Origin of the sequence: Pelomonas sp. Root1237, assembly GCF_001425055.1 — a bacterium.
Lineage (GTDB): Bacteria > Pseudomonadota > Gammaproteobacteria > Burkholderiales > Burkholderiaceae_C > Pelomonas.
Genome location: NZ_LMDK01000012.1, coordinates 550401 through 567179, shown reverse-complemented (window position 1 = coordinate 567179; position 16779 = coordinate 550401). Strand labels below are relative to the sequence as shown.

The 16779-nt window shown below is 67.3% G+C and carries 18 protein-coding genes; 3 read left to right on the top strand and 15 right to left on the bottom strand.

Features of this window, described 5'->3' with window-relative positions; translation table 11 throughout:
• The first annotated feature begins 49 nt into the window (after positions 1-49).
• Positions 50-1237 (top strand): outer membrane protein assembly factor BamC, encoded by a 1188-nt coding sequence (gene bamC, locus ASC91_RS10475; RefSeq protein ID WP_235531938.1) that lies wholly within the window; start codon positions 50-52, stop codon positions 1235-1237.
• A gap of 148 nt (positions 1238-1385) precedes the next feature.
• Positions 1386-2165 (top strand): MBL fold metallo-hydrolase, encoded by a 780-nt coding sequence (locus ASC91_RS10470; protein ID WP_056196117.1) that lies wholly within the window; start codon positions 1386-1388, stop codon positions 2163-2165.
• A gap of 128 nt (positions 2166-2293) precedes the next feature.
• Here ASC91_RS10470 and ASC91_RS28825 read toward each other — a convergent pair whose 3' ends face one another.
• The 3 genes from ASC91_RS28825 to ASC91_RS10460 form a co-directional block, all read right to left on the bottom strand.
• Entirely contained in the window at positions 2294-2497 is a 204-nt protein-coding gene (locus tag ASC91_RS28825) for a hypothetical protein (RefSeq protein WP_082532587.1), read from the bottom strand.
• Between the two features lie 164 nt (positions 2498-2661).
• Positions 2662-3156 carry a hypothetical protein gene (locus ASC91_RS10465; RefSeq protein ID WP_056196114.1) on the bottom strand — a complete coding sequence of 165 codons (495 nt, stop codon included), beginning with the start codon at positions 3154-3156 and terminating at the stop codon, positions 2662-2664.
• Positions 3153-4268, bottom strand: coding sequence for a JmjC domain-containing protein (locus ASC91_RS10460; protein ID WP_056196112.1), 1116 nt, complete (start codon positions 4266-4268; stop codon positions 3153-3155). The genes ASC91_RS10465 and ASC91_RS10460 overlap by 4 nt, the downstream gene beginning before the upstream one ends.
• Positions 4269-4307: 39 nt before the next feature.
• Here ASC91_RS10460 and ASC91_RS10455 point away from each other — a divergent pair, with 39 nt between their 5' ends.
• Positions 4308-4829 (top strand): peptidylprolyl isomerase, encoded by a 522-nt coding sequence (locus ASC91_RS10455; RefSeq protein WP_056196109.1) that lies wholly within the window; start codon positions 4308-4310, stop codon positions 4827-4829.
• Positions 4830-5001: 172 nt separating this feature from the next.
• Here the strand turns inward: ASC91_RS10455 and dut are convergent, their stop codons facing one another.
• From dut to ASC91_RS10395, 12 genes are all read right to left on the bottom strand, one after another.
• Positions 5002-5451 carry a dUTP diphosphatase gene (gene dut, locus ASC91_RS10450; RefSeq protein ID WP_056196106.1) on the bottom strand — a complete coding sequence of 150 codons (450 nt, stop codon included), beginning with the start codon at positions 5449-5451 and terminating at the stop codon, positions 5002-5004.
• Complete coding sequence (gene coaBC, locus ASC91_RS10445) at positions 5451-6653, bottom strand: bifunctional phosphopantothenoylcysteine decarboxylase/phosphopantothenate--cysteine ligase CoaBC (protein ID WP_056196104.1); 1203 nt, start codon at positions 6651-6653, stop codon at positions 5451-5453. Before coaBC ends, dut begins: the two co-directional genes overlap by 1 nt.
• Positions 6653-7339: a tRNA (guanosine(46)-N7)-methyltransferase TrmB gene (gene trmB, locus ASC91_RS10440; RefSeq protein ID WP_056196101.1), complete on the bottom strand. Its 687-nt coding sequence runs from the start codon at positions 7337-7339 to the stop codon at positions 6653-6655. Before trmB ends, coaBC begins: the two co-directional genes overlap by 1 nt.
• The gene (gene deoA / locus ASC91_RS10435; protein ID WP_056196098.1) at positions 7339-8649 is read right to left on the bottom strand and encodes a thymidine phosphorylase; all 1311 of its coding nucleotides are present in this window, start codon (positions 8647-8649) and stop codon (positions 7339-7341) included. The genes trmB and deoA overlap by 1 nt, the downstream gene beginning before the upstream one ends.
• Positions 8650-8651: 2 nt before the next feature.
• Entirely contained in the window at positions 8652-9416 is a 765-nt protein-coding gene (gene deoC, locus ASC91_RS10430; RefSeq protein ID WP_056196095.1) for a deoxyribose-phosphate aldolase, read from the bottom strand.
• Complete coding sequence (locus ASC91_RS10425) at positions 9413-10249, bottom strand: purine-nucleoside phosphorylase (protein WP_056196092.1); 837 nt, start codon at positions 10247-10249, stop codon at positions 9413-9415. Before ASC91_RS10425 ends, deoC begins: the two co-directional genes overlap by 4 nt.
• 9 nt (positions 10250-10258) lie before the next feature.
• A complete protein-coding gene (gene cdd, locus ASC91_RS10420; protein WP_157281421.1) occupies positions 10259-10675 on the bottom strand; it encodes a cytidine deaminase in 417 nt (138 codons plus the stop codon).
• 1 nt (position 10676) lies between these two features.
• A complete protein-coding gene (locus tag ASC91_RS10415; protein WP_056196090.1) occupies positions 10677-11642 on the bottom strand; it encodes an ABC transporter permease in 966 nt (321 codons plus the stop codon).
• On the bottom strand, positions 11642-12745 hold the full coding sequence (locus ASC91_RS10410; protein ID WP_056196088.1) for an ABC transporter permease: 1104 nt from the start codon (positions 12743-12745) through the stop codon (positions 11642-11644). The genes ASC91_RS10415 and ASC91_RS10410 overlap by 1 nt, the downstream gene beginning before the upstream one ends.
• Entirely contained in the window at positions 12742-14274 is a 1533-nt protein-coding gene (locus ASC91_RS10405; protein WP_056196086.1) for an ABC transporter ATP-binding protein, read from the bottom strand. The genes ASC91_RS10410 and ASC91_RS10405 overlap by 4 nt, the downstream gene beginning before the upstream one ends.
• A gap of 8 nt (positions 14275-14282) precedes the next feature.
• Positions 14283-15266, bottom strand: a complete 984-nt coding sequence (locus ASC91_RS10400; protein ID WP_056196083.1) for a BMP family protein — start codon at positions 15264-15266, stop codon at positions 14283-14285.
• Positions 15267-15347: 81 nt separating this feature from the next.
• Complete coding sequence (locus ASC91_RS10395) at positions 15348-16697, bottom strand: MATE family efflux transporter (protein ID WP_056196080.1); 1350 nt, start codon at positions 16695-16697, stop codon at positions 15348-15350.
• Between the last annotated feature and the right edge of the window lie 82 nt (positions 16698-16779).

The following is a 16779-nucleotide window of genomic DNA, read 5'->3' as shown; positions in this document are numbered from 1 at the left end:
GCGGCTGCCCGTTTCAAGCGGGCAACCAGTTCCCTCGGAGATCTCCAGCGTGACGTCCCTTTCCCCGATTTGCTCGCTTCGCCCGTCGGCGACCCGTCTGGCCTGCACGGCCTTTGTCCTGTCCCTCGCCGGCTGCAGCACCATCGACAGCATGTTCTCGACGGACAAGGTCGACTACCGCGCCGCTTCGCGCCAGACCCAGGGTCTGGACGTCCCGCCCGACCTGACCCAGTTGGCCAAGGACAACCGCGCTCAAGTGCAGGGCGGCTCCATCACCGCCTCGGCGTTGTCGGCGGTCAAGCCGGCGAATTCGACCAACGCCCAGTCGCTGGTCTCCGGCAGCGTCGCCGCCAATGCGGTTGGCGATGTTCGCCTCGAGCGCAGTGGCGCCGAGCGCTGGCTGCACACCTCGGCTTCGCCCGAGCAGCTCTGGCCGCAGATCCGCACCTTCTGGCAGGAACGCGGCCTTGAAGTCGTCAAGGAGCAGCCCGAGGTCGGTGTCATGGAGACCAACTGGGGCGAGAACCGCGCCAAGCTGCCGCAGGACTTCATCCGCTCCACCATCGGCAAGGTCTTCGACGGCCTGTACTCCACCGGCGAGCGCGACATGTACCGCACCCGTGTCGAACGAGGCACAAGCGGCACCGACATCTTCATCAGCCACCGCGGCATGCAGGAGATCTACACCTCCCAAGGCCGTGATTCGACCGCCTGGCAGAACCGCCCGGCCGACCCGTATCTCGAAGCCGAGATGCTGTCGCGCCTGATGCTCAAGCTCGGCGGCAAGGAAGACGCTGCCAAGGCCATCGTCGCCGAAGCGGGCTCGCCCGCCGCAGCCACGACGCCGAGCACGATCAAGGTCGGCGGCGACGCCCCACGCGCCCGCCGCCCGCTGTCCGAAGTGCCTGACAGCCTTGCCGTCAATGACGGATTCGACCGCGCCTGGCGCCGTGTCGGCCTGTCGCTGGACCGTCATGGCTTCACCATCGAGGACCGTGACCGCGCTGCTGGCCTCTTCTATCTGCGCTACGCCGACCCCGAGCAGGCTGGCAAGGACGAACCCAACTTCTTCCAGCGCCTGTTCGGCGCCAAGGCTGCCGCGCCGATGCGCTATCGCGTTTCGGTCAAGGCAGACGGTGTCAAGAGCACGGTGCGTGTGCTGGACGACCGCGGTCAGGCCATTTCCGACGACAACGCCAAGCGCATTCTGTCGTTGCTGATGGACGACCTGAAATAAGACCACCCCTACCGGCTTCGCCGGCCCCTCCAAGGGGCGCTCCAAGCAGCCCGGCAAAGCCGGATCTGCTGGAGCCACTCGGTGAAGATCAGGTTGCCTCGATGAACCGCCCGTTTCCCGCTGCAATGCTCACAGGAGCGTTCGCGTGATGCGCTTTTGCAGCCTCGGCAGCGGCAGCGGAGGCAACTCAACCCTGATTGAGGCCAGCCAGGGCATCACGAGCACGCGGTTGCTCGTCGATGCCGGCTTCAGCGTCCGCGAACTCGTCAAACGCCTCGCCCGCGCCGGCAGCGCGCCCGAGGATGTCGACGCCGTCTTCATCACTCACGAGCACGGCGACCACATCGGTTGCGCACTCGCCTTCGCGATGCGCTACCGCATCCCGCTGGTCATGAGCCGTGGCACCTGGCGGGCGGTTGGCAGCGCCGACTTCGATCCCGCTTTGCTGCGCATCGCCAGGGGCGGCGAGGCCATGGAACTGGGCGATATGGCGTTGCGGCCGTTCACGGTGCCCCATGACGCCAATGAGCCGCTGCAACTGGTGCTGAACGACGGCGCGCTGCGCTTGGGACTGGTCACCGACCTGGGCTGCGCACCAGCAAGCGTGGCCGAAGCGCTGGCTGGCTGCCAGGCGCTGCTGCTGGAATGCAACCACGACGAGGGCATGCTGCGCACCGGGCCGTATCACCCGGCGTTGAAAAAGCGCATTCTGGGCAGCCACGGCCATCTGTCGAACGCCGCGGCGGCCGATCTGCTGGCTCGCTGCCTGCATACCGGTTTGAAGACTGTGGCCGCAGCCCATCTCAGCGAACACAACAACACGCCCGAACTGGCGCGCGCCGCGTTGGCCGAAATTCTCGGCGAGGTGGAATCAGATATTCGCATTGCCCATCCAACCCTGGGTTTGGACTGGGTGGTGCTGAACTGAGCCGGGCGGCGCGACCGCATCAGGCAAAGTTTTGTAATCGCGCTCGCAACACCCGCCAAAGCGTCGCGAAAAAGAAAAGAGCCGCCGCTGCTTGCGCAGCGACGGCTCTTTCCGTGGGGACGAAGCGATTACTTCGAAGCAGCGGACGCAGCAGCGTCGACAACAGCGCTGGCAGCAGCCGAGGCAGCTTCGGCAACAGCCGAGGCAGCTTCAGAAGCGGCGGGAGCCGGGGTCACGACCGCGGGGGCCTCAACCTTGGGTTCTTCCTTCTTGCTGCAAGCGGTCAGAGCAGCAGCAGCCAGCAGGGAAGCCAACAGGATCGACTTATTCATACTTGTCCTCAAACGTTTAAACGACGGTGCACACCATAATTTTGGGGTCGTGCGCCAGTGCTTTTTGCACACTAACGGCCGACCCCGACAGAACAAGACGCGGAAAACCTCGAGCGCTTCCCTCGCCTAGCCCGTGATTATAGGGGTTTGCACGTCACAAACACTCAGAGCCCCAAAGTCGTGGGCGCAAATGAGTCGCTGGAGCGTTGTGCGAGGGCATCAAACCATTCAAGGCCGCGCAGGCGCTCGGCCGGATCCAGGCTCAATTCGCCGCGCCATAGATGATGGTCGAAAAGCCGCAGGCTCAAGGTCGACTCGGCCCCGACAGCCAGCAGCAAGCTCGCCGGCGCTGCTTCGAGTCTGAGTTCCGGCTCGACGGCCCGGGCCGTCACGCAATGCGCGAAGTCACGGCGCCAGCGGACGAAGCGAGGGTGTCGGCGCACAACGTCGTCGTACTGCAGGGCCAGCAGGTGTAACTGGCGGCCGTTGCGGGCCCAGGCGGTCAGGGCGGCGAGGGCCGCCGCTTCGGACAGCGGCCAGTCGACGAAGTCTGCATCCCAGGCGTGTAGCTCACGGCAACCTTGCGCATCAGCCCAGGCCAGCGCTTCTACGAGCAGGCGCTGGAAATCGGCCCGGCCGGCAAAAGTTTGTGCGTTCATGGCGTCTGTGGCTGAACCCAGCCATCCTCGGTCCATTGGTCCAGAAGCTCGCGCGCGTCGGGAGACAGGCGCGCGACCTCGGCGGCGCCCAGCACCCGGTTGTCGGCCAGGCTGCGCATCAGCGCTGCGTCGCGGCCGCCAGCCCGAAAGCTCTCGCCGTTCAGGAAGACATGGGCAGCGTCGTAGAGCATGCGGCTGCGGCGGTCGAGCACCGCATCGCGGCCCGGCGCCAGGGGTTCGCCGGGCTCGAACCAGACGGTTGCCTTGGGCTCGGTCAGCGCCTCGCCCAGAGCCCGCTCCAGCGCCTGCGGCCGCTGCACGGCGGCTTCGACGGCGCGGCGGGCGAAATCCAGCAACGCAGGCGGCACTCGGGCAGGCTCGGCGGTGGCCTCCTGGCGTGGGTCGGCGTAGAGCTTGCTGGCGCTGTCGACGTCGTCCAGCAGTCGCGGCAGCAGCTCAGCCGCCAGACCCTCAACGCTCGACGCTCGAAAGCCAACCGAGCCGGTGATGCAGCCGGAGCCGACCGCGACGCCGTCATGCGCCCAGCCTGGCGGCAGGTAGAGCATGTCGCCCGGCTGCAGCACGAATTCCTCTTCGGCCTTGAAATTGGCAATGATCTTCAGAGGCACGTCGTCACGCAGCACGGCATCGCGCTGGGCGGCGATGCGCCAGCGGCGCTGTCCGGCGAGTTGGATCAGGAAGACGTCGTAGGAATCAAAATGCGGACCGACGCCTCCGCCGTCGCTGGCCACGGACAGCATCAGGTCGTCCAGCCGCGCTTCGGGCACAAAGCGAAAAAGGTCGAGCAGCGCGCGCCCTTCCGCCAAATGCTGATCCAGGCCTTGCACCAGCAGGGTCCAACCGGGTTTGCTCATCGCCGGCAGGCGCGCGATGGGGCCTTGCTTGAGCTTCCACTCGCCATCAAAGGCAGTGACGAGGCGGGACTCGACATCGTCGCGCGCCGCCAGCGCGGCCAGCTCCTTCAGCGAAGCCGGCGACGGCGCAGGATCGAAGGCCTGGCGCACGAGCAGCGGCTTCTTCTGCCAGTGCTTGTGCATGAACTGCTCCGGGCTCAGGCCGGCGAGCATCGCTGTGGGTAAGGCAATCTGCATGCCTTATTGTGCCGAGGGTGGTGTGGGAAAATCTCTCCCATGCAAGCGACCCGCCCCTGTGTTGTCTCCCTGCGCTGGAGACTCGAAGATGCCCAAGGCCAGCTCATCGACGAGCTGGCCGAGCCCATGGAATTCCTGCTGGGGGGTGACGACCTGTTTGCCAAGGTCGAGGAAGCGCTTGAGGGCCAGGAGGTCGGCTTCGAGACCAGCCTCGCACTGCAACCCGAGGAGGCCTTCGGCGACTACGACTCCGGCCTCGTCTGCTTCGAAGCCCGCGGGCTGTTCCCGGACGGCGTCGAGCCCGGGCTGCAGATCGAGGGCCTGCCCGAAGGCGCCGCTACCGAAGGCATGCCCGAGGACGTGGTCTACACCGTCACCGAGGTCTACCCTCAGCATGTCGTGCTCGACGGCAATCACCCGCTGGCCGGCATCGGCCTGCGCATGCACCTGACGCTGCTGGACGTGCGCGCGGCCACCGAGCAGGAGGTCGAGGCCGGTTCAGTTGGCGAGCCTATCTTCATGGTGCAGACCGGCGCGCCGCCGGACGAGCAACTGCATTGAGGCCCCTCGACCAGCCTCGCGCCGCTGAACGCGGGCGAGTCTGGTCGGTCCCCCGCGGGGACGGCGATGCTTGCGGCATCGAGCCGCACGCACATCGCCTTGCGGGCCGGCTAGGGAGCGGCCCGGCGCTCGGCCCGAAATACGGATCAGTGCGCGCGTCTTGGCGCCCTGCTTATGCCTTGCCGGTGGAGCCGAAGCCGCCTGCTCCGCGTTCGGACGAGTCGAAGCTGTCGACGCGACGGAAGGTCGCCTGCACGACCGGCACGATGACGAGCTGCGCGATGCGCTCAAACGGCTGGATGACGAACTCGGTCTGACCGCGGTTCCAGCAACTCACCATCAGCTGGCCCTGGTAGTCGCTGTCGATCAGTCCGACGAGATTGCCGAGCACGATGCCATGTTTGTGGCCCAGACCCGAGCGCGGCAGGATGATGGCCGCCAGGCCCGGGTCGGCGATATGGATGGCCAGACCCGTAGGGATCAGCGTCGTCTGGCCGGGAGCGAGCGTGATGGGCTCACTCAGGCAGGCGCGAAGGTCGAGGCCGGCGCTGCCGGGCGTGGCGTAAGCGGGGATCTGCTCGGCCATGCGGGCGTCGAGCACTTGCAAATCAATCGGGGTCATCAGAGTCTTTTGGAAAGTTCGGTCATCAGCTCGCGCGCCAGGCTGAGCTTGTCGGCCCGGGGCAGTTCGCGCTGGCCCTGCTCGTCGATGAGCAGCAGCGCGTTGTCGTCACGGCCGAAGGTGGCCGGGCCGAGGTTGGCGACGATGAGGGGGATGCCTTTGCGGCGGCGCTTGGCGTCGGCGTGTTCTGCGAGCTTCTCGCTTTCGGCAGCAAAGCCGACGCAGTAAGGGGGCATGTGCAGCTTGGCAACCGCGGCGAGGATGTCCGGGTTCTCGGCCATCGCGATGGTCGGCGCGGTCGCACCGCCCTCGGCTTTCTTCAGCTTGTGTTCGTGCGCCTGGGCGGGGCGCCAGTCAGCCACCGCTGCCGTCGCGATGAATGCATGCTGGTGGGTGGCTAGCGGCAGCACGGCGTCGAACATCTGCTGCGCACTCTGTACGTCGATGCGCTGCACGCCGCGCGGTGTCGCCAGGTGCACTGGGCCCGCCACCAGCGTGACCTCGGCGCCGGCCTCGGCCGCAGCGCGGGCGATGGCGAAACCCATCTTGCCGCTGCTGTGGTTGGTGATGCCGCGCACCGGGTCGATGGGCTCGAAGGTCGGGCCGGCCGTGATCAGCAGCTTCTTGCCCAGCAGCGTCTTGGGCGCGAGGAAGGCCTCGACGTCGTCGAAGATCTCCTGCGCCTCCAGCATGCGGCCGTCGCCGATCTCGCCGCAGGCCTGGTCGCCGTTGGCGGGGCCGATGACGGTCGCGCCGTCGGCCTTGAGCTGCGCGACATTGCGCTGCGTGGCGGGATGAGCCCACATCTCTCGGTTCATCGCCGGCACGACCAGCAGCGGGCACTCAGCGATGCGGCGGGCCAGCGCCGTCAGGCTGACGAGATCGTCCGCCCTGCCCTGCGCCAGCGCGGCGATGGCATCGGCACTCGCAGGCGCCACCAGCATCACATCGGCCTCGCGGCTGAGGTTGATGTGGGCCATGTTGTTGTCGGGACGCGCATCCCACTGGCTGGTGTAGGCCGGCCGGCCGGACAGGGCCTGCATGGTCACCGCGGTGATGAACTGCTCGGCGGCCTCGGTCATCATGACCTGCACCGTCGCGCCGCCCTTCACGAACAGGCGCGTCAGCTCCGCGATCTTGTAGCCGGCGATGCCGCCGGTCATGGCGAGCAGGACGTGCTTGCCTTGCAGTGGTGATGTCATCAACGCTTCCTGAACACCAGATCCCAGACCCCGTGGCCCAGCTTCAGGCCGCGCGCCTCGAACTTGGTGAGGGGTCGGTAGGCGGGCTTGTCAGCATAGCCGGCCGCTGTGTTCAGGAGATGGGGCTCGACCGTCAGCACTGCAAGCATCTGCTCGGCATAGGGCTGCCAGTCGGTCGCGCAATGCAGATAGCCGCCGGGCGCGATGTGCTGCACGAGCTTGGCGATGAACTCAGGCTGGATCAGGCGGCGCTTGTTGTGGCGCTTCTTGTGCCAGGGGTCGGGGAAGAAGATGTGCACGCCGGCCAGCAAGTCGGGGCCGATCATGTCGCGCAGCACCTCCACGGCATCGTGCTGGACGATGCGGATGTTGGTCAGCTGCTTCTCGTCGATGAGCTTGAGCAGCGCGCCGACGCCCGGCTCATGCACCTCGCAGCCGATGAAGTCATGGTCGGGCAGCGTCGCGGCGATGTCGGCGGTGGCGCCGCCCATGCCGAAGCCGATCTCCAGCACCAGAGGTGCCTTACGGCCGAAGGTGGCTGCAGCGTCCAGGCGCTCGGGCTTGTAGGGCAGGACGAACTTCGGGCCCAGTTCGGCCAGGGCCTTGATCTGACCCGTGCCCATGCGGCCGGCGCGCGTGACGAAACTCTTGATCGCGCGGCGAGGCGGATCCTCTTTCTCTTCCATCAGCCGACCTCAGCCATGACCATGGGCGTGGCGGCTACGTCGGTGTCGCCCAGCGTGCATGCGGCCAGATAGGACGCGATGGCACGCTCAGCCGCCGCGTCGTCCGCGGCGTGGATAAGCGCCAGCGGCTCGCCCGCGGCGACGCGCGTGCCCAGCGGCCTCACTTCCGAGAAGCCGACACGCATGTCGATGGCGTCACCGGCCTTGCGGCGACCGCCGCCGAGCTCGACGATGGCCACGCCGAGGTCGCGGGTCGACATCGTCGTGATGACGCCGGCGCGCAGTGCGCGGACAGGCTTCACGACGGGCGCGGCGGTCAGATAAGCCTCGGGCCGCTCCATCAGGTCCGCTGGGCCGCCCAGGGCAACCACCATCTTGGCGAACTTCTCGGCAGCGGCGCCGGAGTCCAGCGCAGCCTGCAGCTTGACGCGAGCGCCAGCGGTGTTGGCAGCCAGGCCGCCCAGCACCAGCATCTCGGCGCACAGCGCCAACGTGACTTCATGCAGACGAGGTTCGCGGGCCTCGCCCTTCAGGTAGCGGATGGTCTCGATCACTTCGAGCGAATTGCCGACATCCGTGCCCAGGATCTGGTTCATGTCGGTGATCAGCGCGCGCGTCTTCAGGCCTGCGCCGCCGGCGACCGCGACGATGCTTTCGGCCAGTTCCTTGGCGAACTCGGGCGTGGAGGCGAAGGCGCCGTTGCCGCATTTGATGTCCATGGCCAGGCCTTCGAGGCCGGCGGCCAGCTTCTTGGACAGGATGCTGGCAGTGATGAGCGGCACGCTCTCGACGGTGGCCGTCACGTCGCGCGTCGCGTAGAAGCGCTTGTCGGCGGGGGCGAGGTCGGCCGTCTGGCCAATGATGGCGCAACCCAGCGAGCGCACGATCTGGTCGAACCGGGCCGGGTCGGGTGTCGTCGTGTAGCCGGGAATGGCCTCCAGCTTGTCGACCGTGCCGCCGGTGTGGCCCAGGCCCCGGCCAGCAATCATCGGCACATAGCCGCCGCAGGCCGCCACCATGGGCGCCAGCATCAGGCTGACCTTGTCGCCCACGCCGCCGCTGCTGTGCTTGTCCAGCACGGGGCCGGGCATGTCGGGCCAGCGCATGACGCGGCCGGAGTTCATCATCGCGCGGGTCAGCAGCACGGCTTCGTCGCGGCCCATGCCCTTGAGGAACACGGCCATGCCGAGGGCGGCCACCTGGCCTTCGCTCCAGGAGTTGTCGACGAGGCCGCGGACGAAATGGTTGATCTGCGCTTCGTTGAGCGCCTGGCCGTCGCGCTTGGCGCGGATGATTTCTTGAGCAAGCATGGTCAGTAGGCCGCGGTGACAGCGGCGGATTGAGCGCCGGAGAGCACGGCTTCGATGTCGGTGAGCAGGCCGCTGGCGCCAAAGCGCAGGCGTTGCGGGTTGAGAGCGGCAGCGCCCAGGGCGGCTTCGGCCTGGGCGATATAGCCCGCGGCGTCGGCCACCGAGCGCACGCCGCCCGAGGCCTTGAAGCCGGCGGCGGACAGGCCGCTCGCGGCGATCTCCTTCAGCATCACGGCCGCCGCGGCCGGCGTGGCGCCGACTGGGGTCTTGCCGGTGCTCGTCTTGACGAAGTCGGCACCGGCCGCCAGCGCCAGGCGCGTGGCCTGGGCGATGCGCTCGGGCGTGGCCAGTTCGCCGGATTCGATGATGACCTTGAGCGTCAGCGGCCGGCTGGCGAAGCGGACCTCGGAAAGAAACTCGCTCACCTCGGTGCTGTCACCGGCAATCAGCGCGCGCCAGGGCAGCACGACGTCGACCTCATCTCCGCCCGCCTGCGCAATCTCCGTGACATCAGCCAGCGCGCGAGCCTGGTCCAAAGCGCCATCGGGAAAGTTTGCAACCGCCGCGACCTTGATGGATGCCGGCAAGGCGGCGCGCGCTTGGGCAACGAAACGCGGCCAGACGCAGACAGCAGCCACGGGGCCATGCGGCGATTGCGCACGGCGGCACAGCGCATCGATGTCGGCAGCCGTGTCGGCGTCGTTCAGGCTGGTCAGATCCAGGCAGGCCAGCGCCGTACGGGCCGCGGCCTTCAGATCGGCCGTCATAGCGTCAGCTCGGCAAAGCTCGCAATGAGGGCCGCCAGAAAGCTCGCGGCGCGTTCGCCAGAGAGCTGCGCCTGCTTCAGCGTCAGATCATGCGTCAGCGCCTCAGCGGACAGGCCAGCCGCCATGTTGGTCATCAGCGCGATGCCCATCACCTTGAGGCCGGCGTGGCGGGCCAGGATGGTCTCAGGCACGGTGCTCATGCCCACTGCGTCAGCACCCCAGGCCGCAAACATGCGGATCTCGGCGGCCGTCTCGAACTGTGGGCCCAGGGCCCAGCAGTACGTGCCCTCGCCCAGCATCAGGTTCTCGCGCTTGGCCAGGGCCAGCGCGTGCTTGCGCAGGTCGGCGTCGTAGGCATTGACCATGTCGACAAAGCGATGGCTGCCCTGCTCGCCCACCAGCGGGCTGCGCTGCGGTGCGTTGATGTGATCGGCAATCAGCATCAGGCTGCCGGGCGGCATGTGGCCGCGCAGCGAGCCGGAGGCATTGGTCTGCACCAGCAGCTTCACGCCCCAGCGCTTGAGGGTGCGCAACGCGCCCGCCATGCCCGTGCAGTCGCCGCTCTCATAGGTGTGGGCGCGGCCGCGCAGGAAGATGACGCGCTGCTTGCCGATATTGCCGACGACGATCTCGTTGACATGGCCCTCGACCTTGGGCTGCGGGAAGGCCGGCAGCTCGGTATAGGGCAGGTTCTTGGCATCCTGCACATGGCTGACCGCGCCGGCCCAGCCGGAGCCGAGCACGACGGCGACTTCAGGGGCGTCGCCAAACAGGGATTGCAGCTTCTCGACGCTCGCGGAGATGGCGACGTCGAGGGTTTTGTTGTCGATCATGGGAAAACCTCAGATGTGCAAGTGACTGGGTCCGAAGCTGTGGGGCAGCAATTCGGCCAGGGTCCAGCGTTGGCGGATGCCGCCAGGATCGCCGGCAATGACGATGAGCTCTTCGGGAACGGAGAACTCCCGCAGCTTCTGGCGGCAGCCACCGCAGGGGGTGATGACATCGGGGCCGGGGCCGGTCACGAGGACGGCCCGGGCCTGCTTGCCGCCGGCCATGATCATGGCCGTCAGCGCCGAAGGTTCCGCGCACCAGCCCTGGGGGTAGGACGCGTTCTCCATGTTGGCGCCGATGTGGATGCGGCCTTGCTCGTCGAGGATGGCCGCGCCGACCTTGTATTTCGAATACGGCGAATGCGAGAACTCGCGGGCACGCAGCGACTCGGCGAGCAGGCGGTTCAGCAGGTCTTGGGTCAGTTCCATTTCAGCGCTCCTTCACGTAGGGCTTGCCCAGCGCCTTGGGTGCGATCGCCGAGCCGATAAAGCCGGCGAGCAGCACGACGGTCAGGATATAGGGCAGAGCCTGAATCAGCTGCACAGGCACCTCGCCGACACCAGGGATTTGCACGCCCTGCATGCGAATGGCGACGGCGTCCAGGAAGCCGAACAGCAGGCAGGCAGCCATGGTCGGCAGCGGCTTCCACTTGCCAAAGATCATCGCGGCCAGCGCGATGAAGCCGCGGCCGGCGGTCATGTTGGGCGAGAAGGACGCGTTCTGCGCCAGCGTCAGGTAGGAGCCGGCCAGGCCGCAGAGCACGCCATTCATCAGCAGCGCCTGGTACCGCAGGCCTTGCACCGACATGCCGGCCGCTTCGACCATGGCCGGGTTCTCGCCCACGGCACGCAGGCGCAGGCCCGGGCGGGTGCGCTCCAGGAAGAACCAGACGGCCGCGACCATCAGGAAGGCCAGGTAGACCAGCACGTTATGGCTCAGCAGCCCATGGCCGAAGACGGAGGCGAACCAGTTGCCCGGCTGCGGCTCGGCAAAGCCCTTGGCGAGGGCTGTCAGGCGCACGTCGGGGTCGATGGGCGGCGTCTGCCCGCCCTGCTGGAACCAGGCGATGCCGAGCACGACCGTAAGGCCCGCGGCGATCATGTTCAGCGCGACGCCGGAGACGACCTGGTCGCCGCGGTTGGTCACGCAGGCAAAGCCATGCAACAGCGAGGCAATACAGGCGACGGCAATGGCCGCCATCACGCCATAGGCCGTGGAGTGCGTAACCGAGGCAGCCGCAGCCGCCGCGAAGGCGGCGAACAGCATCTTGCCTTCCAGGCCCAGGTCGACGACGCCGGCGCGCTCGGACAGCACGCCCGCCATCGCGCACAGCAGCAGCGGCGCGCTGACGCGCAGCGTGGACGCCAGCACCGAGGCAATCAGGACTTCATCCATCAGCGGCCTCCCTTCACCATGCCGTAGAGGCGCGCAAACAGCGGCGCGCTGACCGTGGCCATCGCGCCCGAGAACAGCACGATCAGGCCTTGCGCCGTGACCACCATCTCGCGGCTGAAGCCTTGCAGCTCGAACGAGACCTCGACGCCGCCCTGGTAGAGCACGCCGAACAGCAGCGAGGCCAGCACGATGCCGACCGGATGGTTGCGGCCCATCAGCGACACGGCGATGCCGGTGAAGCCGGCGCCGGCGACGAAGTCCAGCGTCAGCTTGCCCTGCACGCCCGAAATCTCGTTGATGCCAACCATGCCGGCCAGCGCACCGGAAATCGCCATGGCGATCAAGACCTGGGCGCGCGGGCGGATGCCAGCGTAGTGGGCCGCGCGCGGCGCGCTGCCGACTGAGCGGACCGCGTAGCCGGCGGCGCTTTTCCACAGGAACCAGCCGACGAAGACGCAGGCGATCAGCGCGATGACAAGGCTGAGGTTGAGCGGCGACGACGGCAACTCATAGCCCAGCGCGGCAGCCATCTGGTGCAGAGCCGGCATGCGGGCGGATTCGCTGAACTCGGCCGACTCGACCGACATGCTGCCGGCCGGGCGCAGCCAGTTCACCAGCAGATAACCGTTCAGCGCCGCAGCGAGAAAGTTGAACATGATCGTCGTGATGACGATGTGGCTGCCGCGCCAGGCCTGCAGATACGCGGGCAGCGCCGCCCACAGCATGCCGAAGAAGGCCGCGGCGATGACAAGCAGCGGCAGCATGACGACGGCCGGCAGCTTGGCGCCCAGCCACAGCGCAACCAGGGCCACGCCCACGCCGCCCAGCGTCGCCTGGCCTTCGCCACCGATGTTGAACAGGCCGGCATGGATGGCGACCGCAACGGCGAGGCCGGTGAAGATGAAAGTCGTCGCGTAATAGAGCGAGTAGCCCAGGCCGCGCACGCTGCCCAGGGCGCCGTTGAGCAGCACCGTCAGCGCCTGCCAGGGGCTGTGGCCGATGACCATGACCACGAGGCCGGCCACGACCAGGGCGATGGCCAGGTTCCACAGCGGCAGCAGGCCGATGTCGATCCAGCGGGGGAGAGTCAGGGGTTGGCTCATGCAGCCACTCGTTCTTCTTGTGCAGCCATCAGCAGACCAAGTCGCTTCTCGTCGCAATCTTCAATGGCGAGTTCACCGGTGATGCGGCCGCAGTTCATGACGACGACGCGGTCCGCCAGCGCCAGGATCTCGTCCAGCTCGCTGCTGACCAGCAGCACCGCGCAGCCGGCGTCACGCAGCGCGCGCAGCTGGCCGTGGATGAATTCGATGGCACCGATGTCGACTCCGCGCGTGGGCTGGCCCACGAGCAGCACGGTCGGCTGCTCGCCGATCTCACGCGCCAGGATGAGCTTCTGCTGGTTGCCGCCGGAGAACTTGCTGGAGCCCAGGTTCTCATCACGCGGGCGCACGTCGAAGCGCTCCTGCATCACGCGCGTTGCGTCGCGCATCGCGGCGTGGTTCATCGCCGCGCCTTTGCGGTACTTGGGCAGGTTCTGGTAGCCCAGCACGGCCGACTCCCAGGCTGGGAAGCTCATGACGAGGCCGACGGCGTGGCGATCCTCCGGCACATGCGCCAGGCGCAGCGGACGGGCGCGGGCCGTGTCCAACCAGGCCTCGGGCGTGAAGCTCGCGCCGCCGAGCTCCAGGCGACCACCCTCGGGCGACCGCAGGCCGGACAGCACTTCCAGCAGCTCGCTCTGGCCATTGCCCGACACGCCAGCCACGCCGACGATCTCGCCGGCCTTCAGTGTCAGGCTGACGTCCTTCAGCGCGGGTACGCCGTTGGCGTGCTTGAGGCTCAGGCCGGAGGCTTGCAAGCGCACTTCGCCGGCATGCACTTCCATGCCTTCAGGGCGACCCAGCGTGACCTTGCGGCCCACCATGGACTCGGCCAGCGACTCCTCGCTCCACTCAGCGATCGGTCGCGTCTCGACCACCTGCCCCGCCCGCATCACCGTGACGGCGCTGCACAGGCTCATGACCTCCCGCAGCTTGTGCGTGATGAGGATCAGCGTCGTGCCGCGCTCCTTGAGACGGCGCAGCGTGACGAAAAGCTGGTCGGTCTCCTGCGGCGTCAGCACGGCCGTCGGCTCGTCCAGGATCAGGATCTTGGCGCCGCGGTACAGCGCCTTCAGGATTTCCAGGCGCTGCAACTCGCCCACGGGCAGGTCGGCCACCACGGCGTCGAGCTGCACGGTGAGGCCGGTCTCCTGCATCAGCGCCTGCAGCTTCTTGCGCACCTCGGCCTTGGCCGGCGCCAGGAAGAAGCGCCCTTCGGCGCCCAGCATGATGTTTTCCAGGCAGGTCAACGTGTCGACCAGCATGAAGTGCTGGTGCACCATGCCGATGCCCAGGGCAATGGCCTGCTGGGAGTTGGCGATGTGGACCTGCTGGCCGTTGACCTCGATATGGCCTGAATCGGCGTGGTAGTAGCCATACAGGATGGCCATCAGCGTGCTCTTGCCCGCGCCGTTCTCGCCGACGAGGCCATGCACGCTGCCCGCGGCGATGTCGAAGGACACCTCGCGGTTGGCCTGGACCGCGCCAAAGCGCTTGGAAATCGCCCGGAGGCGGACGGCGGGCGTCATCGCGCCGCTCAGAACTTACAAGCGTTGTCCGCCATGTAGTCGGCCACCTTCACCTTGCCGGCAATGATGTCGGCCTTGATGGCTTCGACCTTGGCCTTCAGCGGTGGCGTGATGAGCTTGGCGTTGTTGTCGTCCAGCGCATAGTCGACGCCGCCTTCCTTCAGGCCCAGCACACTGACGCCGGGCTTCCAGGCCTTCAGCACGTTGTAGACGGCCACGTCCACATGCTTGACCATGGAGGTCAGCATGGTGCCGGGCTGGATGTGGTTCTGGTTGCTGTCCACGCCGATGGCGAGCTTGCCGGCGTCCTTGGCGGCTTGATATACACCGACGCCTGTGCCGCCGGCGGCGGCAAAGACGACGTCCGAACCCTTGGCGAACTGGCTCTTGGCCAGCTCACCGCCGCGGGTCGGGTCGTTCCAGGCAGTCGATGTGGTGCCCGTCATGTTGGCGAACACCTCGATCTTGGGGTTCGTCGCCTTGGCGCCCTGCTCGTACCCGCACTGGAACTTTCGGATCAGCGGGATGTCCATGCCGCCGACAAAGCCGACCTTGTTGGTCTTGGTGACCAGGGCCGCCATGGCGCCGACGAGGTAGCTGCCCTCGTGCTCCTTGAACAGCAGCGACTGCACATTGGGCAGGTCAACCTTGGCGTCGATGATGGCGAACTGGGTCTTGGGGAAGTCCTTGGCCACCTGCTGCAGGGCCGACGCCTGGGCGAAGCCGATGCTGATGATGGGGCTGGCACCCCGCTCGGCCATGCGGCGGATGGCCTGCACGCGCTGGGTGTCGTTGCTGATCTCGAACTCGAGATAGGTCTTGCCGGTTTCCTTCTTCCACTGCTCGGCGCCCTGGTAGCCGGCCTGGTTGAAGGATTTGTCGAACTTGCCGCCCATGTCGAAGATCACCGCGGGCTGCTGGGCCTGGGCCATGGCCGATGCGACCAGCAGGGTCAAGGCAGCAAGACGGGGCAGAGAGGTCGTCATGGGCATGGGGTGAGCAAGGCGGAAGGGGCGCATTGTAGAAAACATCCCTCAAGTTTTACTGGATAGGAAAATACCGATTCACGCGAATCAATGGGCCCGGCTGTGGCGCAGCCGCCGGTGAGCCGCACGGGCATGGGGCAGCCAGCCGAGTGTCGCCCAACGCCGCCACATCAAAAGGCCGCGAATCCATTCATCAGCGGCATAAGCAATCCACACGCCAACCAGGCCCCACCCCAGGTAAACCCCGAGAAACCAGCTGCCGCCCGCTAGCACGATGGCCATGGAGGCCGAGCCGACCATCACCGGGTAGCGTGCGTCTCCGGCGGCCCGCAGCGCGTTGATGACGACGAGGTTGAAGCTGCGCCCAGGCTCGACGAGCACCGTCCACCACAGCAGCGTGCAACCCAGCGCAATGATGGCCGGGTCGGAGGTGAAGCGGGTCAGCAGCCAGGGCCCTGCCAGCGCAAAAGCCGTCGAGACGACCAGCGCCAGCGCAATGCCCAGCGCCAGGGAACGCCGCACCAGCCGGTCAGCCCGACGCAACTTGCCCGCGCCGATCATGTGGCCGACCATGATCTCCACCGCAAAGCTGATGGCCAGGCTGAACATCAGGATCACGTGCAGGAACTGCGTCGTATAGGCGTGCGTGGCCAGCGCATGGGCGCCAAGCTGGGCCACGGCGGCCAGGCTGGTCATGAAGGCCAGGCGCCAGGAGATGTTCTCCGCCGCGCCGGGGATGCCGATGTGCAGCACCGTTCTCAACGGCGCACGTACCAGCCGCCACCAGTCGGCCGCGCGCAGCCGCAGGTCCAGGCGCGAACGCCACAGCAGGATATGCAGCATCAGGCCCATGCCGCGCCCGCAGGTGCAGGCCAGCGCATAGCCCACCAGGCCCAGGCGCGGCATGGCCAGCAGGGCCACCACCAGCGTGACGACCTGGATGAGCACGACGACGGCCAGCGCCTCGCGGCTGCGCAGGTGCGAACGCATGACGCTGGACATGTTGGCGTTCCAGGCGTCCAGCAGCAGGGCCGGCGCCAGCGCCTGCAGCAGCGTCTTGGCCAGCGGCGCCACCTCGGGCGGTGCATTCACCAGCGTCAGCAGCGGGCCGGCCGCGAGCAGCGCCACCACAGCCCCGCCCACGCCCAGCCAGGTGCTGGCGCCGACCACGGCGCGGGCCACCGCATCGGCCTGGTCGCGCCGGCCGGCACCCAGGGCCTGGGTGACAGCCACGCTGACACCGGCACCGATGACACGGAACAATACAAAGACTGCGGCGAACACCTGGTTGGCCAAGCCGAAGGCGGCGCCGCTGTTGTCGGACAGCCGGGCAGCCAGGCCGGTGCCGATGATGCCGATGCCGATGCCCAGCAGCAGCTCCAGCAGCATCGGCCAGGTCAGCGCAAACAGACGGGGACGAGCGGACAAGGCGGTCATTACCGGGTCTTAACGACGGGATTCACACAAGTCACGACAAGCTCGCCAGAATGGTTAGGGTCTATTGACCTGTGAATCGTCC